Annotated in this window: 12 protein-coding genes; 8 read left to right on the top strand and 4 right to left on the bottom strand. The window is 50.6% G+C overall.

Going from position 1 to position 17,795, the window contains the following annotated elements:
• Nucleotides 1-145: 145 nt before the first annotated feature.
• The 3 genes from CODIS_RS00625 to CODIS_RS00635 are packed head-to-tail and all read right to left on the bottom strand — an operon-like array spanning nt 146 to nt 4,667.
• Nucleotides 146-3,064 carry a bifunctional diguanylate cyclase/phosphodiesterase gene (locus CODIS_RS00625; RefSeq protein ID WP_069120334.1) on the bottom strand — a complete coding sequence of 973 codons (2,919 nt, stop codon included), beginning with the start codon at nt 3,062-3,064 and terminating at the stop codon, nt 146-148.
• A gap of 9 nt (nt 3,065-3,073) precedes the next feature.
• Nucleotides 3,074-4,279, bottom strand: a complete 1,206-nt coding sequence (locus CODIS_RS00630) for a TonB-dependent receptor domain-containing protein (RefSeq protein WP_235615090.1) — start codon at nt 4,277-4,279, stop codon at nt 3,074-3,076.
• Nucleotides 4,245-4,667, bottom strand: coding sequence for a substrate-binding domain-containing protein (locus tag CODIS_RS00635; protein WP_235615091.1), 423 nt, complete (start codon nt 4,665-4,667; stop codon nt 4,245-4,247). The genes CODIS_RS00630 and CODIS_RS00635 overlap by 35 nt, the downstream gene beginning before the upstream one ends.
• A 292-nt stretch (nt 4,668-4,959) precedes the next feature.
• Between CODIS_RS00635 and CODIS_RS00640 the strand changes: the two genes are divergently transcribed.
• The 5 genes from CODIS_RS00640 to CODIS_RS00660 all read left to right on the top strand — a co-directional run bounded on the left by CODIS_RS00640 (nt 4,960) and on the right by CODIS_RS00660 (nt 10,016).
• Nucleotides 4,960-5,652, top strand: coding sequence for a DUF456 family protein (locus tag CODIS_RS00640; RefSeq protein WP_083220456.1), 693 nt, complete (start codon nt 4,960-4,962; stop codon nt 5,650-5,652).
• Nucleotides 5,653-5,787: 135 nt separating this feature from the next.
• Nucleotides 5,788-7,950 (top strand): marine proteobacterial sortase target protein, encoded by a 2,163-nt coding sequence (locus CODIS_RS00645; RefSeq protein ID WP_083220457.1) that lies wholly within the window; start codon nt 5,788-5,790, stop codon nt 7,948-7,950.
• Nucleotides 7,947-8,645 carry a class GN sortase gene (locus tag CODIS_RS00650; protein ID WP_069120346.1) on the top strand — a complete coding sequence of 233 codons (699 nt, stop codon included), beginning with the start codon at nt 7,947-7,949 and terminating at the stop codon, nt 8,643-8,645. Before CODIS_RS00645 ends, CODIS_RS00650 begins: the two co-directional genes overlap by 4 nt.
• Nucleotides 8,587-9,306 (top strand): type 1 glutamine amidotransferase, encoded by a 720-nt coding sequence (locus CODIS_RS00655; RefSeq protein ID WP_069120350.1) that lies wholly within the window; start codon nt 8,587-8,589, stop codon nt 9,304-9,306. The genes CODIS_RS00650 and CODIS_RS00655 overlap by 59 nt, the downstream gene beginning before the upstream one ends.
• Nucleotides 9,303-10,016: a L,D-transpeptidase family protein gene (locus tag CODIS_RS00660; protein ID WP_083220458.1), complete on the top strand. Its 714-nt coding sequence runs from the start codon at nt 9,303-9,305 to the stop codon at nt 10,014-10,016. Before CODIS_RS00655 ends, CODIS_RS00660 begins: the two co-directional genes overlap by 4 nt.
• A gap of 42 nt (nt 10,017-10,058) precedes the next feature.
• Here the strand turns inward: CODIS_RS00660 and CODIS_RS00665 are convergent, their stop codons facing one another.
• Entirely contained in the window at nt 10,059-10,742 is a 684-nt protein-coding gene (locus CODIS_RS00665) for a c-type cytochrome (RefSeq protein WP_069120362.1), read from the bottom strand.
• A 209-nt stretch (nt 10,743-10,951) separates the two neighbouring features.
• On the opposite strand from CODIS_RS00665, the gene mrcB reads away from it, so the two are divergent.
• From mrcB to CODIS_RS00680, 3 genes are all read left to right on the top strand, one after another.
• A complete protein-coding gene (mrcB, locus tag CODIS_RS00670; RefSeq protein ID WP_069120365.1) occupies nt 10,952-13,276 on the top strand; it encodes a penicillin-binding protein 1B in 2,325 nt (774 codons plus the stop codon).
• Between the two features lie 782 nt (nt 13,277-14,058).
• Nucleotides 14,059-14,472 carry a PilZ domain-containing protein gene (locus tag CODIS_RS00675; RefSeq protein WP_069120376.1) on the top strand — a complete coding sequence of 138 codons (414 nt, stop codon included), beginning with the start codon at nt 14,059-14,061 and terminating at the stop codon, nt 14,470-14,472.
• Nucleotides 14,473-14,500: 28 nt separating this feature from the next.
• Nucleotides 14,501-17,740 carry a DUF1631 family protein gene (locus CODIS_RS00680; protein ID WP_083220459.1) on the top strand — a complete coding sequence of 1,080 codons (3,240 nt, stop codon included), beginning with the start codon at nt 14,501-14,503 and terminating at the stop codon, nt 17,738-17,740.
• Nucleotides 17,741-17,795: the final 55 nt, after the last annotated feature.

Below are 17,795 nucleotides of genomic sequence, written 5' to 3' on the forward strand. Positions count from 1 at the left end.
ATCATCCTGTATGCTCAGTTCTCTGGTATGGGGATTATGAACGTTTTATGGGAATGAGTGAAACATTCAAGGTATCGATCCATTTTTTATTACCCTGGCGGCTTTTTCAAAACACATAAGAATCAAAGGAGCCAAAGGGATTGGATCATATAGATATGGATGAAGGTAGTGTGGTAGTGACAGGAATTTCCGGGGATGGCCTGCCAATGTAATATCCTTGGGCATGGGCGACACCAAGCTCTGTCAATAGTTTAAGCGTTGCCTCGTCCTCAACGAATTCAGCGACTGTATCTTTACCGAGTGCGCTCGCCATTTCGGTCAGAGCCTTGACGAAAACCTGATCCTTGGTGCTCGTGGTCAGGTTCTTAATGAATGAGCCATCGATCTTGACTATATCCAACGGTAGTTCTCTGAGATAGTAAAATGATGAGAACCCGACTCCAAAGTCATCCAGGGCAAAGCGGCAGCCAAGCGCCTGAAGTTCACTCATTAGATCGATCGCCGCGTTGACATCGGCGAGTGCCGCTGTCTCAGTTAGCTCGAAAACCAGTCGTTCCGGATTGATGCCGCTAGAGTTGAGAAGATGTGTCAGTTGCGTGAGCAGTTCTGGGTCATCAATAACACGCCCGGAAAGATTGATCGAGAGAGTGATGTCATGATTTGCCTTGTTCAGGCTGGACAATCGTTGAATCGAAGTGCGTAAAACATAATGGTTGATCTGGTGAATCAGTCCTGTCCGCTCAGCGACAGGGATAAATTCACTTGGTAGCGCAAGTGTGCCATCACTCTCGATCATCCTGATCAGAACTTCGTAGTGAGAGATAGTGCCATTTGCTATCTCCATGATGGGCTGGAAAAACAGAATAAAGTTATCTTTAGCCAAGGCTTGCTCGATCTTGTCTTTCCAGGTTACGCGCGCTTTTATCTCCTCGTGAGTTTGATCCTGGCTGGAGAAGATATGCCATTGATCTCTGCCGGATTCCTTTGCTTGATACATGGCAAGGTCGGCGTTCGACAATAACTGATCGGAATTGCTGCCATGTTCTGGGTAAGTGGCGATGCCGATGCTTGCCGATATACGATGACTGTGGCCTTTCAGCGGTATCGTGATCTGCTTGAGCTCAGACAACAGCTTGTCAGCGAATTGTGTTGCATCCGATATATCGGTTTCAGGTATTACTATGGCGAACTCATCTCCACCCAGGCGAGCGAGCAGTTCGGTACTGCGGGTGATTTCCCGCAGCTTTTTGGCAACGATCTGCAAAAGGGCATCGCCGGCCTGATGACCACTTGTGTCATTAATGTATTTGAATTGGTCAAGATCGAAAAAGATCAATGCCGTACTATGGTGATAACGTTCCGCAAGAGTCAGTATTTTATCGAATTCGACCTGAAAATTGCGCCGATTATGGAGTTCGGTCAAGGGGTCATGACTGGCCATCCAGGCAAGTCGCTGTTCGGCAACCTCTCGATCTGTAATGTCCAGCCCCACTGAGAGTATGACGGGTTCATTGTCATCATTTATACCGGTCAATGGAGAGTGAACCCAGGAAATGGTTCTGTTTCGACCATCTGCAGACAGAGAGCCCGCATCGTGTTGATATGAGCTTATCATGCCGTCACGCAGTCGTAACATAACATGTTTCATCTCTTTAATATCCTCAACATTCATAAAGAGATCACAAAAATGGCGGGTGCCGCGCTCATAATTCCTGATCCCGATGAATTCTCCCCCTTCTGTATTGATGGTGAGTATGGCTCCATTGCAGTTCTGTGTCAGGATGATCGCCTGGGCGCTGTCCATGATGGTATTGAGAAAGTCACGTTCTACCGCCAACTCTTCGCCGCGTTTGATAAGGTTGTCAGTATTGGTTTTGATTTCATTATGAAGTCTTTCCAGAGTGTACGTCAGTTGGATGGCTGAATCGCCGGCAATGTCGATCTCGTCCCTATATCGATCCGGATGCTTGACAGTGAGTTTGTCTCTTACTTCACGAAATGCATTTTTGGCCAGTAGAGGCAGACTGTCAGAAATCATCAACAATCGCTTCATAGGTTGCCAGAGGAACAGTGCCAATAGCAGTTCGGAGACCGAGAAACCGATAATGCCGATAATCACTGATTGTGTGGTTGCCTGTTGGATTTGATTGACAACCGGGGTAATGTTGCTGGCTATTATGAAATCAGCAGAAAATGCGGATATGTCACTACTCACGGGAATCAGACTTAAAGCATAATGGTTTCTATCCAAAATCGTTGTGTATCTGTTATGTAACAGATTTTCCATTTCGATTGCGTCGGCGGTAGACTGCAAAAGGGGTATCGAACGGTCTAAATTGCTTGACGCGATTATGTAACGCCGCCAATTGGTCAGGTAGCGATTTCTGCCTTGTAGCTGTTCATGTTGTTTGGGGCGGTTTACGATGGCTACGTCAGCTTTTGCAAGTTCATTGAAATCGATAATCAGGTCAGCCAATGATTGTCCAACCAGCAATACGCCAGCATGCTGGCCTCTGTCCAACAGAGGTACGGCAACATATTGACTGCAACGGACATCGCAGTAAATGGTGTTGGAGGGTATTTCAAGACGATTGACTGATTTGACCAGCTCTAAAAAAGAGTCATCGAGTGCACCGGTCTGCCAGTTGAATTGCAGTTTGTTGTCACTACTGTAATAGGCTGCTTCTTCAAGCCCCCAGTCAATTTGCAGTGTCGTCTCGCTGTGCTTGAAAAATCTTTCCAGTTTTTCCGTTAAGGCTAATTTTTTAGAAGTTGTCGCGGCTTCAGACAATGCAGGAATCATCAAAGCTATCTGCTCCAGTCTATAAATGCTGGATTCCAGAAGTGACCTGACCTGTCGGTGATGTTGGTCAAGTATCTGTGCTTGATAGGTATCGAATAACTTGCGCTGTTGCAGATAACCCATGCCGGCCAGGCCGGCATTGATGATAAACAAAACCAGACTGAACAGCAGTACCACCTTCCATTTAAGGCTGAGAAATAAACCCTTGCTGGATTGTGCGTTACCGCGGTCCTGTTCAGGCTTGTTTTTGACTGAATCCATGGTGACTGCTCAGAAACTGTATGAGGCAAGCAAGGAAAACAGATTCCAGTCCCGTTCAGTGGTGCCGGGTGCATTTTCCAGGTTTGAAAGGAAAATCGCACCCTCGACCTGACTGAACTCTGCGCGCAGCATCAGCTGTTCAGTAGGTTCCCAGAGTATCCCCAGTGTCCATAATTCACTGAAAAAGGTATGCTCCGGAGGGCCAAGTATGGCACTGCTATTCTTACCCTCTTTATCGTGTTTGTTATAGTGGCTCTCCTCATAGCGAACAAAAAGCTCCCAATCTGCATCAAGACGATAGTTGCCTTGAAAATAATAGCCATCTACGGTTGTATCCGCCATATTCAGCAGGCCGTTGAAATCTTTATAATCAATCGGTTCTTCCATGTATTCCATGGTGAGACTCCAGGGGCCGGTATTATATTGTGCGGATAATACCCGATAATCGATCTTGATCTCACCGGGTGGGAACAGGTCCGTCTCTGCATCCAGCGTCAATGAAGCAGTGCTGAAAGCCAGTCTGAAGCGTCCCCCATCCCATTCATAAAGCAATCTCCCTCCCAGTGTGATGCCGTCATTGTCCATTTTCGGGTTCAGGTTCGGGCTGAGATAGGAGTTCTCGACATTTTCATCGATGGGAGTTGTACCACCGATCAGCCTCAACTGAAAAAGGTGGGACTCTGACTGGATTTCGCCGTATAGCTGTCCTCCGTCGCTTGAGAGTACCATGTTTCGTACCCGGTCCCAGTATATAGCCTGGGGCATAAATATACCTGGACGGGTTGCAGCCACATCACGAGTGTCGTTATAGAATCCGAAGGTGTTTTTACTGCGACCGAGTATAAAGCCGATACGATCATCTTCGCTCATATGAAGGGTGTAATCGAAATGCGCATAGTCCAAGTCGAGAGAGCCATCATACATTTCACCGGCTTTACGGGAGAGTATCTGTGCTGCCAGCATTATCTGTGGCGACATCCGATAGGATGCGTTGATACCCAATTCGCGAAAATCGAAACTACCGTCTTGGCTGTCACCAAAAAATTGATTTTCCGTTGTCTTGACATAGGCTTGGGTCAAGAAACCATGGACTTGGAACATACCTTCGAATACGTCAGTTTCGGCAGCCAATAATTTCTGGCCAAGTACGCAGAGCAGTGCGAACAGGCAAACAGTCCGGCTACTTTTCAATGCTGATCGTCCGTACATGCTCATTAGTATATCCTTCAGAAAGATAGCCAATTGCACCGGGAGTATTTGCAACTTTTATCCGCATCTCCCGCTCGGATCCCACCCTGATGGGCGCCTGCCCCATACCGGAATAGATCTGTCTGTTCCAGGCACGGCGCAATTGATGGGGAAACAGGCCAAGCATTTGTTTGGTGAAGCGCCTATGCAGATTACTCTTGTCACCCATCACGAAGACATGAATCGGTTTACCATCCGACCATTGGGTTTTGCGCATGCTGAATATGGAGCGCAAGGTATGGCGTGAAAGCGTCTCTTGGGTGACGTCAAGATTGATGACGAGGTCGACCGAGTGTGCCGTTTCGCTGAAACATATCATCAATCCTAGAAAAAATGCGAAGTAGGCAGTTTTCATTCTTGATTACGGGAGATTCCTTGCTTTTCCTACAGCTTTGCGGCATCCATAAATAGTTACTTTAGCTCAAATCACAGCTGTCCATTGGTTAATTCCCACCACTCACTGCAATACTACCCTCAGGTTGACAGATTGTCGCCACTTTCTGCTTCCATCCGGCCTCATTTTGGTGAGCAAATTGCCATCTGACTGAACTGAAATTGTTATCGGTAGTACCGCAAACCGGCGCGGCACAGGAGTGGACGGGTTCGCCAAGGAGGGCACGCTGGGTCAACATTAAGAGGTTCAGAAAATGAAGAAAACGTTAGTGGCAATGGCAATTTTCAGTCTCCTGTTTCAATCCCCGCTGGTGGCGCAAGCGCGGGACCAAAAAGCGGAAAAAGGTGTATTCACAGGCTCCATGATCGGAGTGGTGGTGGGTACTCTCCTCGGTGGGGCGCCTGGGGTTGTTTTGGGGTTGACCGGTGGTGCGATGGCCGGAGAACTGGCGGTGCGGAAAGATCAGGTCGATGCAATGGACTCAGCGTTGTCGGCGGTCCGGGTCATGCAGCAGAGAGAACAGCTGGCTGCCGCGGAACACCAGGCGCTTTATCAGCGGCAGCGGGCATTGCAATCTGCCAGAGTCGAGGCACTGCAGCAGGGGTATACCTTTTGCCTTGGGTTTCGTAGTGACAGTGCCGAGATTGAAGCAGGGATCGGCAACCAACTTAAAGCCCTGGTTGTTATGTTGCAGGCCTTCCCAGAGTTGAAACTGCAGATTCGGGCAGGCACGGATGCGAGGGGAAGTGACGACTATAACAAGACCCTCAGCAAACGACGGGCAGATGCCGTCGCCAATCTGTTGATGGATTCGGGATTATCGGAAGATCGGATGGAAGTCCACTATGTCGGTAAGGCGGAAGCACGCTATCCCATACAGGATCTTGAGGGATTGGCATACGACAGAATGGTCCAGCTTACCTTGGTCAATGGTGAAGAGTCATGAGGTTTCGTCGGCAGCCCCTGAGTGAGGAGTTTTTCTACAGTTCTCCGGAGAAACCCACCGGCAATAGTTTCCGTTGGGTGCCTAGCGGATCGGTAATTCCACCTCGGCAGTCGCGGATCAGAGGGGAGGTGCGGTGTGTTGAAAAAAAGCGCCGTTAATACCCCTGCAGGTGAAGCGGGAGCCGACTGTTTCAGCAACAGGTTATTTATTCGTGATCTGGTATTGACCTTGCTGGCAGCGGTATTTACAGGATTATCCGGTGGATTGTTATTGATTTTACTGGTGTTTGGTTGGAGTGAAGCTGCGGCTGACGGCCAGCCTAAGGCGGCCGCCGAGTTACAGCTGAGATCATTGAATGGTCAACTGCTGCAGCAGGCCCCGTTGTTAAAAAGCGATGTCCAGATCGATGTTAACGGAATGCTGGCCAGGGTTCGTGTTGAGCACCTTTTTAAGAATCCCAGCCAATCATGGATGGAGGGTGTTTATCAGTTTCCACTACCTGAAACATCGGCAGTCGAGCGGCTCCAGATGCAGATCGGTGAACGGGTTATCGAGGGGCGGATCGAGGAGAAAGGAGAGGCAAAAAAGATCTATCGGAAGGCCCGTGATAACGGTCAACGCGCAAGTCTTCTGAAACAACAGCGGGCCAATATTTTCTCTGCTTCCCTAAGCAATATAGCTCCCGGCGAAGAGATTCGGATCGTGATCGAATTTCAACAACAGGCTCGTTATACGGAGCGTCGTTTTGAACTGCGCCTGCCGTTGGTGATCGCCCCTCGATATATACCCGGGAAAGCGCTTTCGTCAGACACCCTGGCAGATCACACCCATACCGGGTGGGCATTGGATACCGATCAGGTCGAGGATGCGAGCCAGATCACACCGCCGGTGATGGATCCCCGCAATGGATCGATCAATCCGGTATCTCTGGGGGTAAGGCTCGATGCGGGTCTGCCACTGCAGGCCGTCACCAGTCACTACCACCCGATGTTGCAAAGGGTGGACGGTGAGGGCGTGGTCCATCTGCGGCTGGGTGATGGGGAGGTGCCCGCAGACAGGGATTTCCTGTTGAGTTGGCGACTCCAGCCGGGATTCGCGCCGAGGAGCGTGCTGTTCACCGATCGTTGGAAGGATGAAGAGTATGCGCTGCTGATGATTCTGCCTCCCGCACCGGAACACTACGAAATGGGGCTGAACCGTGACGTAATCTTCGTCGTCGATCATTCAGGTTCGATGCATGGCCCGTCGATGGAACAGGCGAAGGCTGCCCTGAGACTCTCAATAGCCGGTTTGCAACCGACAGACCGATTCAACCTGATCGGCTTCAATAATCGCAGTCGGATGCTGTTTTCCTCGCCGCGGCCTGCCAGCGAAATCACACTGGGTCGGGCATTCCGCTTCATCGACTCCATGCACGCGGAGGGTGGTACGGAGATGTACCCGGCACTTGAGAAAGCCCTGAATAACAGGAACGAAGAGAATCGACTTCGCCAGATAGTGTTTCTCACCGATGGTAGTGTCGGCAATGAGCAGGCGTTGTTCGACCTGATACGGCAACGCTTGGGTGCAAGCCGTCTCTTCACAGTGGGTATAGGATCGGCGCCGAATACGCTCTTCATGCAACGAGCCGCTCAATATGGACGCGGTAGTTTTACTTATATCGGTGATTTGAATGAAGTGGCAAGTCGAATGCAGGGCCTGTTTGAGAAACTCGGGTCTCCTGCCATGAGTCATATCAGCGTTATGTGGCAGGGTCCCGGCGATATTGACGTGGAACCGCAACGATTGCCTGACCTCTATTTGAGCGAGCCATTGATGATATCCCTTAAGGGAGAACGGCTCGATGGCAGATTGGCCCTCGAAGGCAGAAGAGGCACTAAGACCTGGAAACAGAGCGTTGAGATACAGGCTAATGGTCGGGCAACGGGTATCCACACTCTCTGGGCCAGGCAGCGCATAGCAGGCCTGATGGCATTGCCGGACAATGAGCTGGCTGAGGAGATGAAACGACAGCGTGTGGTCGACCTGGCGTTGAAACATCAAATCGTCTCCCCTTACACAAGTCTTGTGGCGGTGGAAAAGCCTGTTGCCCGTCCCCATAACGAGGGCTTGGTGGGGGGTATGATGCCGGTCAACCTGCCTGCTGGTTGGCATGCTGAGTCGGTCTTCGGTCGGTTACCGCAAACCGCATCACCAGCCCCGCTGCTGTTGTGTGCAGGGAGTGTGCTGCTGCTGTTCTGGATCGTACTTGGACGATTCAAGACCCGGGGGCGGTCAGGTTCACTATTGACTGAATGAAGACCTTGATCAGTAATGTTTTGACCATCACCCGATTGTCTCAGGCGCTGTTCCTGCTCGCTTTTTACCTGCTTGCAGAGGGGATGTGGATTGAGGCAAAGGCCTGGCTGGCGGAGGGACTGATTGCGGCTGCCTGGGAAGAGACAGTCTCTCACGAAGATAGTATCCCTCCCTGGCCCTGGGCCGATACCTGGCCGGTAGCTCGTTTGGAGGTGCCCAGGCTGGGTGTCGAACGCTATATCCTGGCGGGTGTCAGCGGTCGTACGCTGGCATTCGGGCCGGGCTGGGCCATGCAGACAGCTCGGCCGGGTCGCGCCGGAGCAAGCCTCATAGCCGGTCACAGGGATACTCACTTCCACTTTCTCAAGGAATTGAGGCATGGAGACCGCTTGGTTGTGGATACCCCGGGTAGCGGTAAAGTTATCTATCGTGTAGTCGCTACTGCAATCGTGCATCAGCAGGAGAAATGGTTGATGTCCGATCAGGGGGGGCAGGGATTGCTGCTGGTGACCTGCTATCCTTTTGATGACCTCCTACCTGGAGGCGAGTCACGTTATCTGGTATGGGCAGAAGCTGAATCGAGACAGACATTCGGGTTAGAATCGATGTTGAGTCACTACATAATTAGAAGTCTGAATGAAGCCAATCCGGATTTTTCGCCATCTCGTCTGTCAGCACCCCGGCTATCTGGGTGATTATCTGCAGGCGCGCTCCATCCCCTGGGAGATGGTCTGCATTGATGAGGATCATCCCATCCCGCAAAAGACGCATGATGTCTCCGCGTTGGTCTTTATGGGGGCCGGTGTCAGCGTCAACGACCAGTTGCCCTGGATTGAAGGGGAGCTTCAGTTGATCCGCAAGGCCTTCGATCTCGATATACCCGTAATGGGGGTCTGTTTCGGCGCTCAGCTTATGAGTCGGGCACTGGGAGGCGAGATAACCCGTGGCAGGGGAATGGAGATTGGCTGGCATCCCGTAAAGACGCTGGTCGAGCATGGCAGTGACGGTTGGTTATGGGATATCCCGGAACAGTTCACTGCCTTTCATTGGCATGCGGACACCTACACGCTACCAGGGCAAAGCAGGCATCTGTTGAAAAGCAACTGTTTTGATCAGCAGGGATTTGTCATGGGCGATCATCTGGGAATGCAATTTCATCTCGAGATGACCCGGGAAATGGTAGAGAACTGGATAGAGCGATATGGCAGCGATCTGTTGCTCGATTCGGATTGTAGTCAGTCAGCCGAGGCTATACTGACCTCAATTGACCAGCGGATTGAGACGTTGCATAAAATCTCCGATCTTATTTATGGCAGATGGGTGGAGCGTGTACTGGCGAGGCAGGGTCAGGCATGAGAAAGCTCCTGCTGCTGCTTGTGCTGATGTTGAACAGTGCCTGGGCCTCTCAGGATGCCGAGCTCGAAGTGGCCCTGGAGCATTTGAGTGTCAGTGTGGAGCGGCGCGTGAAAGCACGTTTTGAACAGGCCGGAGTCGATTACCCGCCTCAACGGATTCAGCTGATTGCATTGAAAGAGAGTCGGCGACTCGAGTTGTGGGCTTTTCAGCACGATAAGTGGCAGTTTATCCACGACTATGCCATTTTTGCGGCCAGCGGCGGTGTGGGTCCCAAACTGCGTGAAGGGGATAAGCAGGTACCGGAAGGTTTCTATCGCATTACCGAGCTCAATCCCAATAGTCATTTCCATCTGTCGATGAAACTCAACTATCCGAACGGATTTGATTGGCTGAATGCGAACAGAGAGGGCCGGGTGGCGCCGGGCTCGAATATCTTTATTCATGGCAGTGCTTGGTCAGCGGGTTGTCTGGCAATCGGCAATCGCTATATCGAAGAGCTTTTCAAACTGGTTGCAAAAGTGGGCTTGGAACACTCAGCAGTACTCATCGTTCCGTATGACTTCCGCCAAAGAGAGATAACAGTGACAGAGAACGGACCTGCCTGGCTGGGGGAGTTATATGCCTATCTGAAACTGCGTCTAGTACAGTTCCCGTTGACGGAAAAGAGGTTTAAGTGCGCCTATGATTGCAGAGAAGCGTCAAATAAATAGGGCATGGCTGAAGCTTAGCCCATACATGGATATGAACCGGGCCTATTTCAAATTCGCCAGGTAGGTTGCCACCGCGTCCATATCACTGTCGCTAAGGCGTATAGCAACACCGGACATCCAGACATTGGTTCGCTTGCCGGTGCGGTCGCGAAACTCTTTCAGCATTTTAACGACATAGTCATGGCGTTGACCGGCGAGACGGGCATAACCTTCCTGGCCGCGTCCATTTTCACCATGACATTTGACGCAGGCGTCTTTAAAGATCTTTTCACCTTCCGCTAGCAGCGAACTATTGCCTCCGCCAGAGGGTTTCATTTGCATGTCTCCATAGTAGAGGGCGATCTTTATCTTGTCTTCGAAGCTGAAGGTTTTGGCCAGATTGCTCATCAGATAATCGTTACGACGGCCATCGCCAAAACGCTGGAACTGATCAACGATATAGACCGGATTCTGTCCGGCCAGGTTAGGCGCAAGGGGCTGTATTGCTATGCCATCCTTACCATGGCAGGAATTGCATAATATTGTCCTCTCACGCCCCTCCTTGACCATCTGTTTGTACAGTTTGCCGTTGTTTGATATCGCTTCAATGCGGCTTTCAAGGCTTTTACGCAGTTTCAGATCCTCTTCCATGTCATCCGCCATTGCATTCTGACCCATCAGCATTGTGGCAATCGCGATGAGTGTGATTGTCAACAGCCAATTTATAATCGGAACTATGGATCGCATCTGGTTTCAACTCCCTGCTATCATGTGCATTTCAAACCAACATAGCGGCCAAGATTTTTGAGACTTGATTCACGTATTGGGTTTTTAGGAATTTAAAGCATGAGGATGCGATATAAAGCGGTGGTTTCCAATAGGTTATGTGATAGGCAGTTGGCCGCCCGTATCAGATTACGAGCGATTGGCCCCGGTCTGTAGAACTGTAAACGAGTATGGCGAAGAAGCGTGCAAAACGGGGAATAACCAAGTCCAATCGGAGTAGAAATCAAAGATGGAAACGATGGTTTTTGCTTGGGATAGTCACTCTTCTCCTGGCGGTAATTCTATATCTCCTCTATCTCGACCAGGTCGTGCAAAATCGTTTTCAGGGACGTCGCTGGGATGTGCCCGCCAAGGTATACAGCCGAACCCTGGACCTCTATCCGGGTGCCTTATTGTCTACCAGCCATCTGCAACAGACACTCGACGGACTGGGATATCGACGGGTTAAACATCCCGATCGACCCGGAGAGTACTCCAGCTATCGCGGACGCTATCTTATACGCACGCGCCCGTTTCATTTTCCCGATATCAATCGTCCAAGCGACTATCTGGAAGTTGTTCTGGATAAGCAGGGTGTGCGTACTTTGAAGCGGGCGAGTAACGGAGATCCGATCGGTTACTATCGTATTGAGCCGAGACTCATCGGCAGTCTCTCCTCGACACAAGGTGAAGACCGTATTCTGCTGACACGAGAGGAGCTGCCTGATTTACTGGTGGCGGGCTTGATTGCGGTGGAGGATCGCAGCTTCTATCAGCATATCGGCATCGATCCGATGGCGATCGGGCGTGCACTGTGGGCGAACCTGGCTGCGAAGCGTGTGGTGCAGGGTGGCAGTACACTGACGCAACAGTTGGTGAAGAACTACTTCCTCAGCCTGGAACGTACACTGTGGCGAAAGATCAATGAAATCGCGATGGCTCTGATTCTGGATTTGCGATACAGCAAGGATGAGATTCTTGAGGCCTATGCAAATGAGATCTATCTGGGACAGCAAGGGGGAAAGGCAATTCATGGCTTTGCCCTGGCCAGTCGTTTCTACTTCAATCGACCCTTGCATGAGTTGGACCTGCCTCGCCTGGCGCTGCTAGTCACCCTGGTCAGAGGGCCTTCGGCCTATGATCCGAGACGCCACCCGGAGCAGGCAAAAAAGAGACGGAGTCTGGTCCTGCAGCTGATGGCGGATCAGGGTGTGATCAGCCCGCGACAGGCAGATTCGGCGAGAGATCAACCCCTGGGGGTAGAGCAGGGCAGCCTGCACAGTTCAGGTAGTCCGGCATTTATGGATCTGGTCAAACGCCAGTTACGCAGGGATTATCAAGAGGAGGATTTAAGTGCCGGTGGCTTAAGAATTTTCTCCACTCTTGATCCCTGGTTCCAGCAGCGTGCCGAACAAGCATTGTCACAACAGCTCAGTGAATTGGAGCGTAAACAGGGCATCCAAGCCGGCACCCTTCAAGGGGCGCTCACCCTGGCAGATACGGAGACAGGAGAGGTGTTGGCTGTTGTGGGAGACAGAAACCCACGCTACGCAGGTTTTAATCGTGCCCTGGATGCGGTAAGACCGGTTGGGTCACTGATCAAACCCGCCGTCTACCTCACAGCCCTGTCTCAGTCAGGAGACTATCATCTGCTTTCACCGCTCGATGACAGTCCGATTCAGATCAAGGGAATGAACGGTGAAATCTGGACCCCTGGGAATTATGATAATCAGAGTCATGAGGGGGTGACACTGGAGCAGGCGCTGACAGAGTCTTTCAATCAGGCAACGGTCCGTCTCGGGCTCTCTGTCGGACTTGAATCGATAATCGACAATCTCTACAGGCTGGGGATACGCCGTCCGCTCCATTCCTATCCGTCGCTGCTTCTGGGTGCGGTCTCCCTCTCGCCCCTGGAGATGACGCAGATGTACCAGACACTGGCGAATGGCGGATACGGCGCTACCCTGAAATCGATCCGTGACGTGACTGATGCGCAGGGTACGCCACTCTCGCGATACCCGCTGACGGTTGAGTCAAGGGTGGATAGCCGGGCAGTCTATTTGCTGCGGCATGCACTTAACGAAGTGACCCGTAGCGGTACAGGCAAGGCGCTCCAGTGGCTGTTGCCGGGTGAAGTGGACGTGGCGGGAAAGACTGGAACTACGGATAATTTACGCGATAGTTGGTTTGCCGGATTTGACCAGAAACATACCGCGGTCGTTTGGGTCGGACGCGATGACAACCAACCGACTGGATTGACAGGTTCCAGCGGCGCCATGCGGATCTGGGCCGGCTTGATGAATGGTATAGGCATCACGTCATTACAGCAGAATCTGCCAGTAGGTGTGGAGATGCTCGCGATCGATCCCGAAACCGGACTTCTGGGAGAGGGATGCCCCCAAGTCCTTGAATATCCTTTCATTAGTGGTAGCGGTCCGGCATCACGGGCAGCCTGTGCCCGTTCTGGATCAGTGGTGGAAGACGGAATTCTCTGGTTTCAACGTTTTTTCAACTAGGGCCTGTTAACACTAATCCAATACGCCCTGCTGGGGCTGTTTTTGTGTCCAGCAAGGCAGAATGAGCGAGGTGTAGTTATGCTACATGAGCGAATGATAACGCCGCTGGGCGCAAAAACAGCCCCAGCCCTTCGGGTTGCGCCTGAAAAAGCGCCACTCGGCGTTGCTCGTCGCTCATTTGGAATAACCAAACCTCTCTCCTCGCGCCCCGAAGGAAGTGCCCTTGGGGTGCGCCTTGATTGGCGCTTTTTCAGGCACAACAGGGCGTATTGAATTAGTGTTAACAGGCCCTAGGATGATGATTTGATTGTCACTACCACACTGCTGTATCTCTCCAGCGGCTTTACAGTAGCTTCTGCAGGTGTAATGCACTACGAACCTCCCGCATTGTTTGAAATCACAGGGCCTAAGTAAGGTCCGATATCTATCCGTCATATCAAAAACAGATCTTGGAAACAGGTGTTACAACCATTATGCTATTTAATTCAATTACTTATAGTGGCCGGAAATGGTGGTACAACAATTCCACCGCTGAATAAACCTCTGACTCAATTCGGAGGCTTCTCATACCTTAGGACCGCTCAGTGTTCTTGTCCAAGAGACGGTACATGCTCTGCCTTGTACCCTGATATGAGATTTACAGGGTTATGGTGGAATTAACACTTTTAACAAATTGTCACCATTATAATTTCAAGCTCTACAACCGATCGCCGATAATGGAATAATCTGGAAATCAAAAGGTTATTATTCTACTGGGAGTAACCTTTGTAGCGGACCAATGAATGAATAATCGTAGAAGGCATCAACGGCTGGAGATCGATCTGTCGGCAGATCTGGCTTTTCGGGGGCAGACCTTCGAGGAGTGCAGGATTTGTAACTTTTCCGAGGGTGGTATCTATCTGCAGTGTGACGATGAAAGGCTGGACGAACTGCTGCCCAATGGTTACATCGCGGAACCTGATCGTATGGATGCGGTCCTTAGCGTTGCCTCCAGACAGGTACGTATTTCCTTGGTCTATAAGCATGATCATGGAGTGGGTGGCAGCATTATTGATCATCAGGAAGCAGAGGCGCTGTATACCCATCTTCAGTCTCAACGCGAGAACAAGCACATCGAACAGACCCCTATCGATAAGGCGGCAGTGAAGCCTGTGATAGAAACACTCCAGAGTCGATTATCTCAATCCGCTGCTTAGTTCTTTTTTCACTCAATCAACAGAAGCCTTGCTGTCGCGCGCCAATGAACCCCAGAGCAGTCAACAGGAATCAACGATGATCCTGATGATGACAGCCCTGGAAAGGGAACAAGCAGAGATTTCAGCGGCCTTCCTTAAACAGATTGAAAAGGCGTTTGATGGTCTGGCCAGCCTGTCTGGCGTCAATCCCTCTGCCCCGTCAGTGGTCAACCAGGAGCTCGAGCTGGTGGAGAAGGTTGAGATCGACCACTGGGTTGTAATCAACGATATTGCCAGAGAGATTGAGGCGGAATCGGCGCTTAACCTCTATCATATAGAAACGGCGCTCACCTACCTGACAGAATACACGATCAAAGATGAGAACAATCCTCTCTCACCGATCAGTCTGCTCAATGCCCTGAAACATGCACTGAACAGGTTCGATTTGGAAATCAGCTGCTTTCACTTGATCCTGAGCGTTTTTCAGAGGACGGTGCTGCAGGGGCTCGATAATTTATACGAAGAGATCGTGGGGCTGTTGAAGGAGAAAGGAATCGATTTTACTTCTGAATATCAGACAAGCGCCAATACAAGTCATCCAGCGAAAAAGAAATCCCATCCAAACGTGGGCAGGGTTTTACAGCAGCTATCGACGTTACTCAATGCCAAACATCAAAATGAGCATGACGATCTGGGTCCGGATGTTGTATGGATTGACAAAAACCGGGTTATAGAATCCCTGAATAGCCTCCCCTTGAGATTTGGTTCATCCGTTCTCAAGCAGCTCGAGCATGAGTTGCAGAATCAACCATCCGATCATCAAAAACTAGATCCTGTGGTGAGTGCGGCGATCAGGACCGGTGAGGAATTGGTCTCAGCACTCCGTAACGATCCGCTTATACCGGCAGACCTGAAAGATCTGCTGAATCGGATGGAGATTCAGATTATTCAGGAAGTGGTGAATGACCCTTCACTACTGGAAAACAGTAAACACCCTATCAGGCAGCTCCTTGCCACGATAGAGTCTCTGGCCCCCTATCTCACAACGGGGAATCAGATGACACAGATACGCGATATGGCGCAGATATCACAGATTCTCGATGCCATAGATTGCAATAAGCTCGATACGGTTTCTGAAGTGACGCAGGCGCTCGAGGCCTTAAAACATAACCAGTTGGAGCAGTTTCATCATAATCGCCTGCTTGCGATCAAGCACTGTGAAAAGGATGAGCAATTTATATCAGCGGAGCGCGAGGTCTTAACTTATTTAGGTAACCAGCTGCTGGGGAAATCGGTAACCGGTGCGATAGCAAGACTGTTTCAATATGGATGGATCAACCTGCTGGTGCAGACCTATGCGATTGAGGGTGAAGAGAGCACGGCCTGGAAGGCTTATTCCCGTGTCATCGAAATAATGGGGAAACTTTTCCTCAACCAATCGTCACCGCACGAAATGAGCGAAAGTCGAATTCGCGATCTGATCTCGCTAATCAGAAAGGGATTTCGTGACTATCCCGTATATCCTGAAGAGAGCCGGAATTTTGCTATTGAACTACAGACAGCGCTCATCAGGGGGGGCGATGCAGCGACGCCGTTTTGTGAGCAGAGAATAGAGGTTGATGAAAACTACCTGACCCAATTTTTTACCGACAGGGTAAACAATCCTGATAACAGTGCAGTGTCGGCAATTGATCAGGTCTCATTAGAGAGAATCAAATCCCTCAAGATCGATACCTGGATGGTTGTGGGTTCAGGTGAACGAATGCTGTTTCTGGCTTGGAAAAACAGTGATTCATCCCGTTTCCTGTTTGTGGATGGAGATGGATTGAAGGCATTGGATATCACTGATTGTGAATTGGCGAAATCTCTTGATAGTGGTAACTACAGTGTCATGCAGGACCGGGTGCAGCCGATTGTTGACAGGGCAATCGACCGCATACTGTTGTCGAGTTTCAATCATATCAAGGATGAGTCATCCACCGATGAACTGACCGGGCTGTTTAATCGCCGCAGATTTGAACGCCATCTGCGTGAGTTGTCAGTTGAGGCAGAAAACAACGAGACGCAGCACGTACTGATATTGCTTGACCTGGACAAGTTTCATGTGGTCAATGATCTGTGCGGCTTCAAAGGGGGTGACCAACTGCTGCAGACGGTTTCATCAATAGTCTCCAGTTATCTCACCGAAGATGGCATGGTGGCGCGTATCGGTGATGATGAATTTGCCCTGCTTATGAGGAATGCGGATCTGGATAAGGGATTTCTGAATGCTGAATCATTGCGTCGTGCAATCGAGGGGTATCGTTTCAACTGGGATGGTCGTCTGATACCGGTTTCAGCCAGTCTTGGCGTAGTACAGGTGAACGCCCGGCAACAAGCGGATACCAGTGAACTGTTACAGGCTGCCAAGTCTGCCTGTAATATGGCCAAAGAGGGTGGTAGAAACTGTACGCGGCTCTATTCGGCTTCCGATACCGCCTATCAGAAACACATGCAGGTCATCCAGACGATTCCAGCTATTCAAGAGGCGTTGGCGAACGATCGAATGGTGCTCTTTGCCCAGCCAATCGTGCCACTTAAACAAGATGCGGGATTGAAGCCTCACTATGAAATCCTGTTACGTATTCTCGATGACAAGGGTGAACCTCAACCACCACAGCGTTTCATCAAAATCGCAGAACAATATGATCTGATGCGGGCCGTTGATCTTTGGGTGATAGATCACTTCTTTGATGCAATTACACCCTATGGCGACAGGCTGCTGGGAGACATCAGTTTCTCAGTCAATCTGTCGACCACGTCTGTTGTCGACAGCGAGTTCAAGCGCTATCTGAAACAGCGTATCAGTGAGTCACCCGTTCCTGCCGAGCAACTGGGATTCGAGGTCACTGAAACGGCTCTCGCCAGAGATATCGAGGATACGGTGGCCTTCATGAAGGATGTCAGATCGATGGGGTGCTCCTGTTATCTGGATGATTTCGGATCAGGTTTCGCCTCTTTCTCATATCTCAAGGATTTTCCCGTCAACTACGTGAAGATCGACGGTATCTTCGTGCGCGAGATGATCCAGAACACAGCCGATTTGGCGATGGTTATTTCGATCATGGAACTCGCTCATTTCATGGATAAAGTGGTGATTGCCGAACATGTGAGTGATGCCTCTATCGGCAAGGCGCTGCAGGAGATGGGGGTGGATTTCGCGCAGGGCTATCATTTTGGACGCCCAAAGGTCTTTAGCGAGGTTTTGCAAGAGATTGCGGGAGATCGGCAACAAATCTCCACTGCCTGATCGATCCATTTTTATTTCGAGGCCGCAACCATTGCCGGTGTTGATGTACAGCAGG

This window comes from Candidatus Thiodiazotropha endolucinida (assembly GCF_001715975.1).
Taxonomy (GTDB): Bacteria; Pseudomonadota; Gammaproteobacteria; order Chromatiales; family Chromatiaceae; genus Thiodiazotropha; species Thiodiazotropha endolucinida.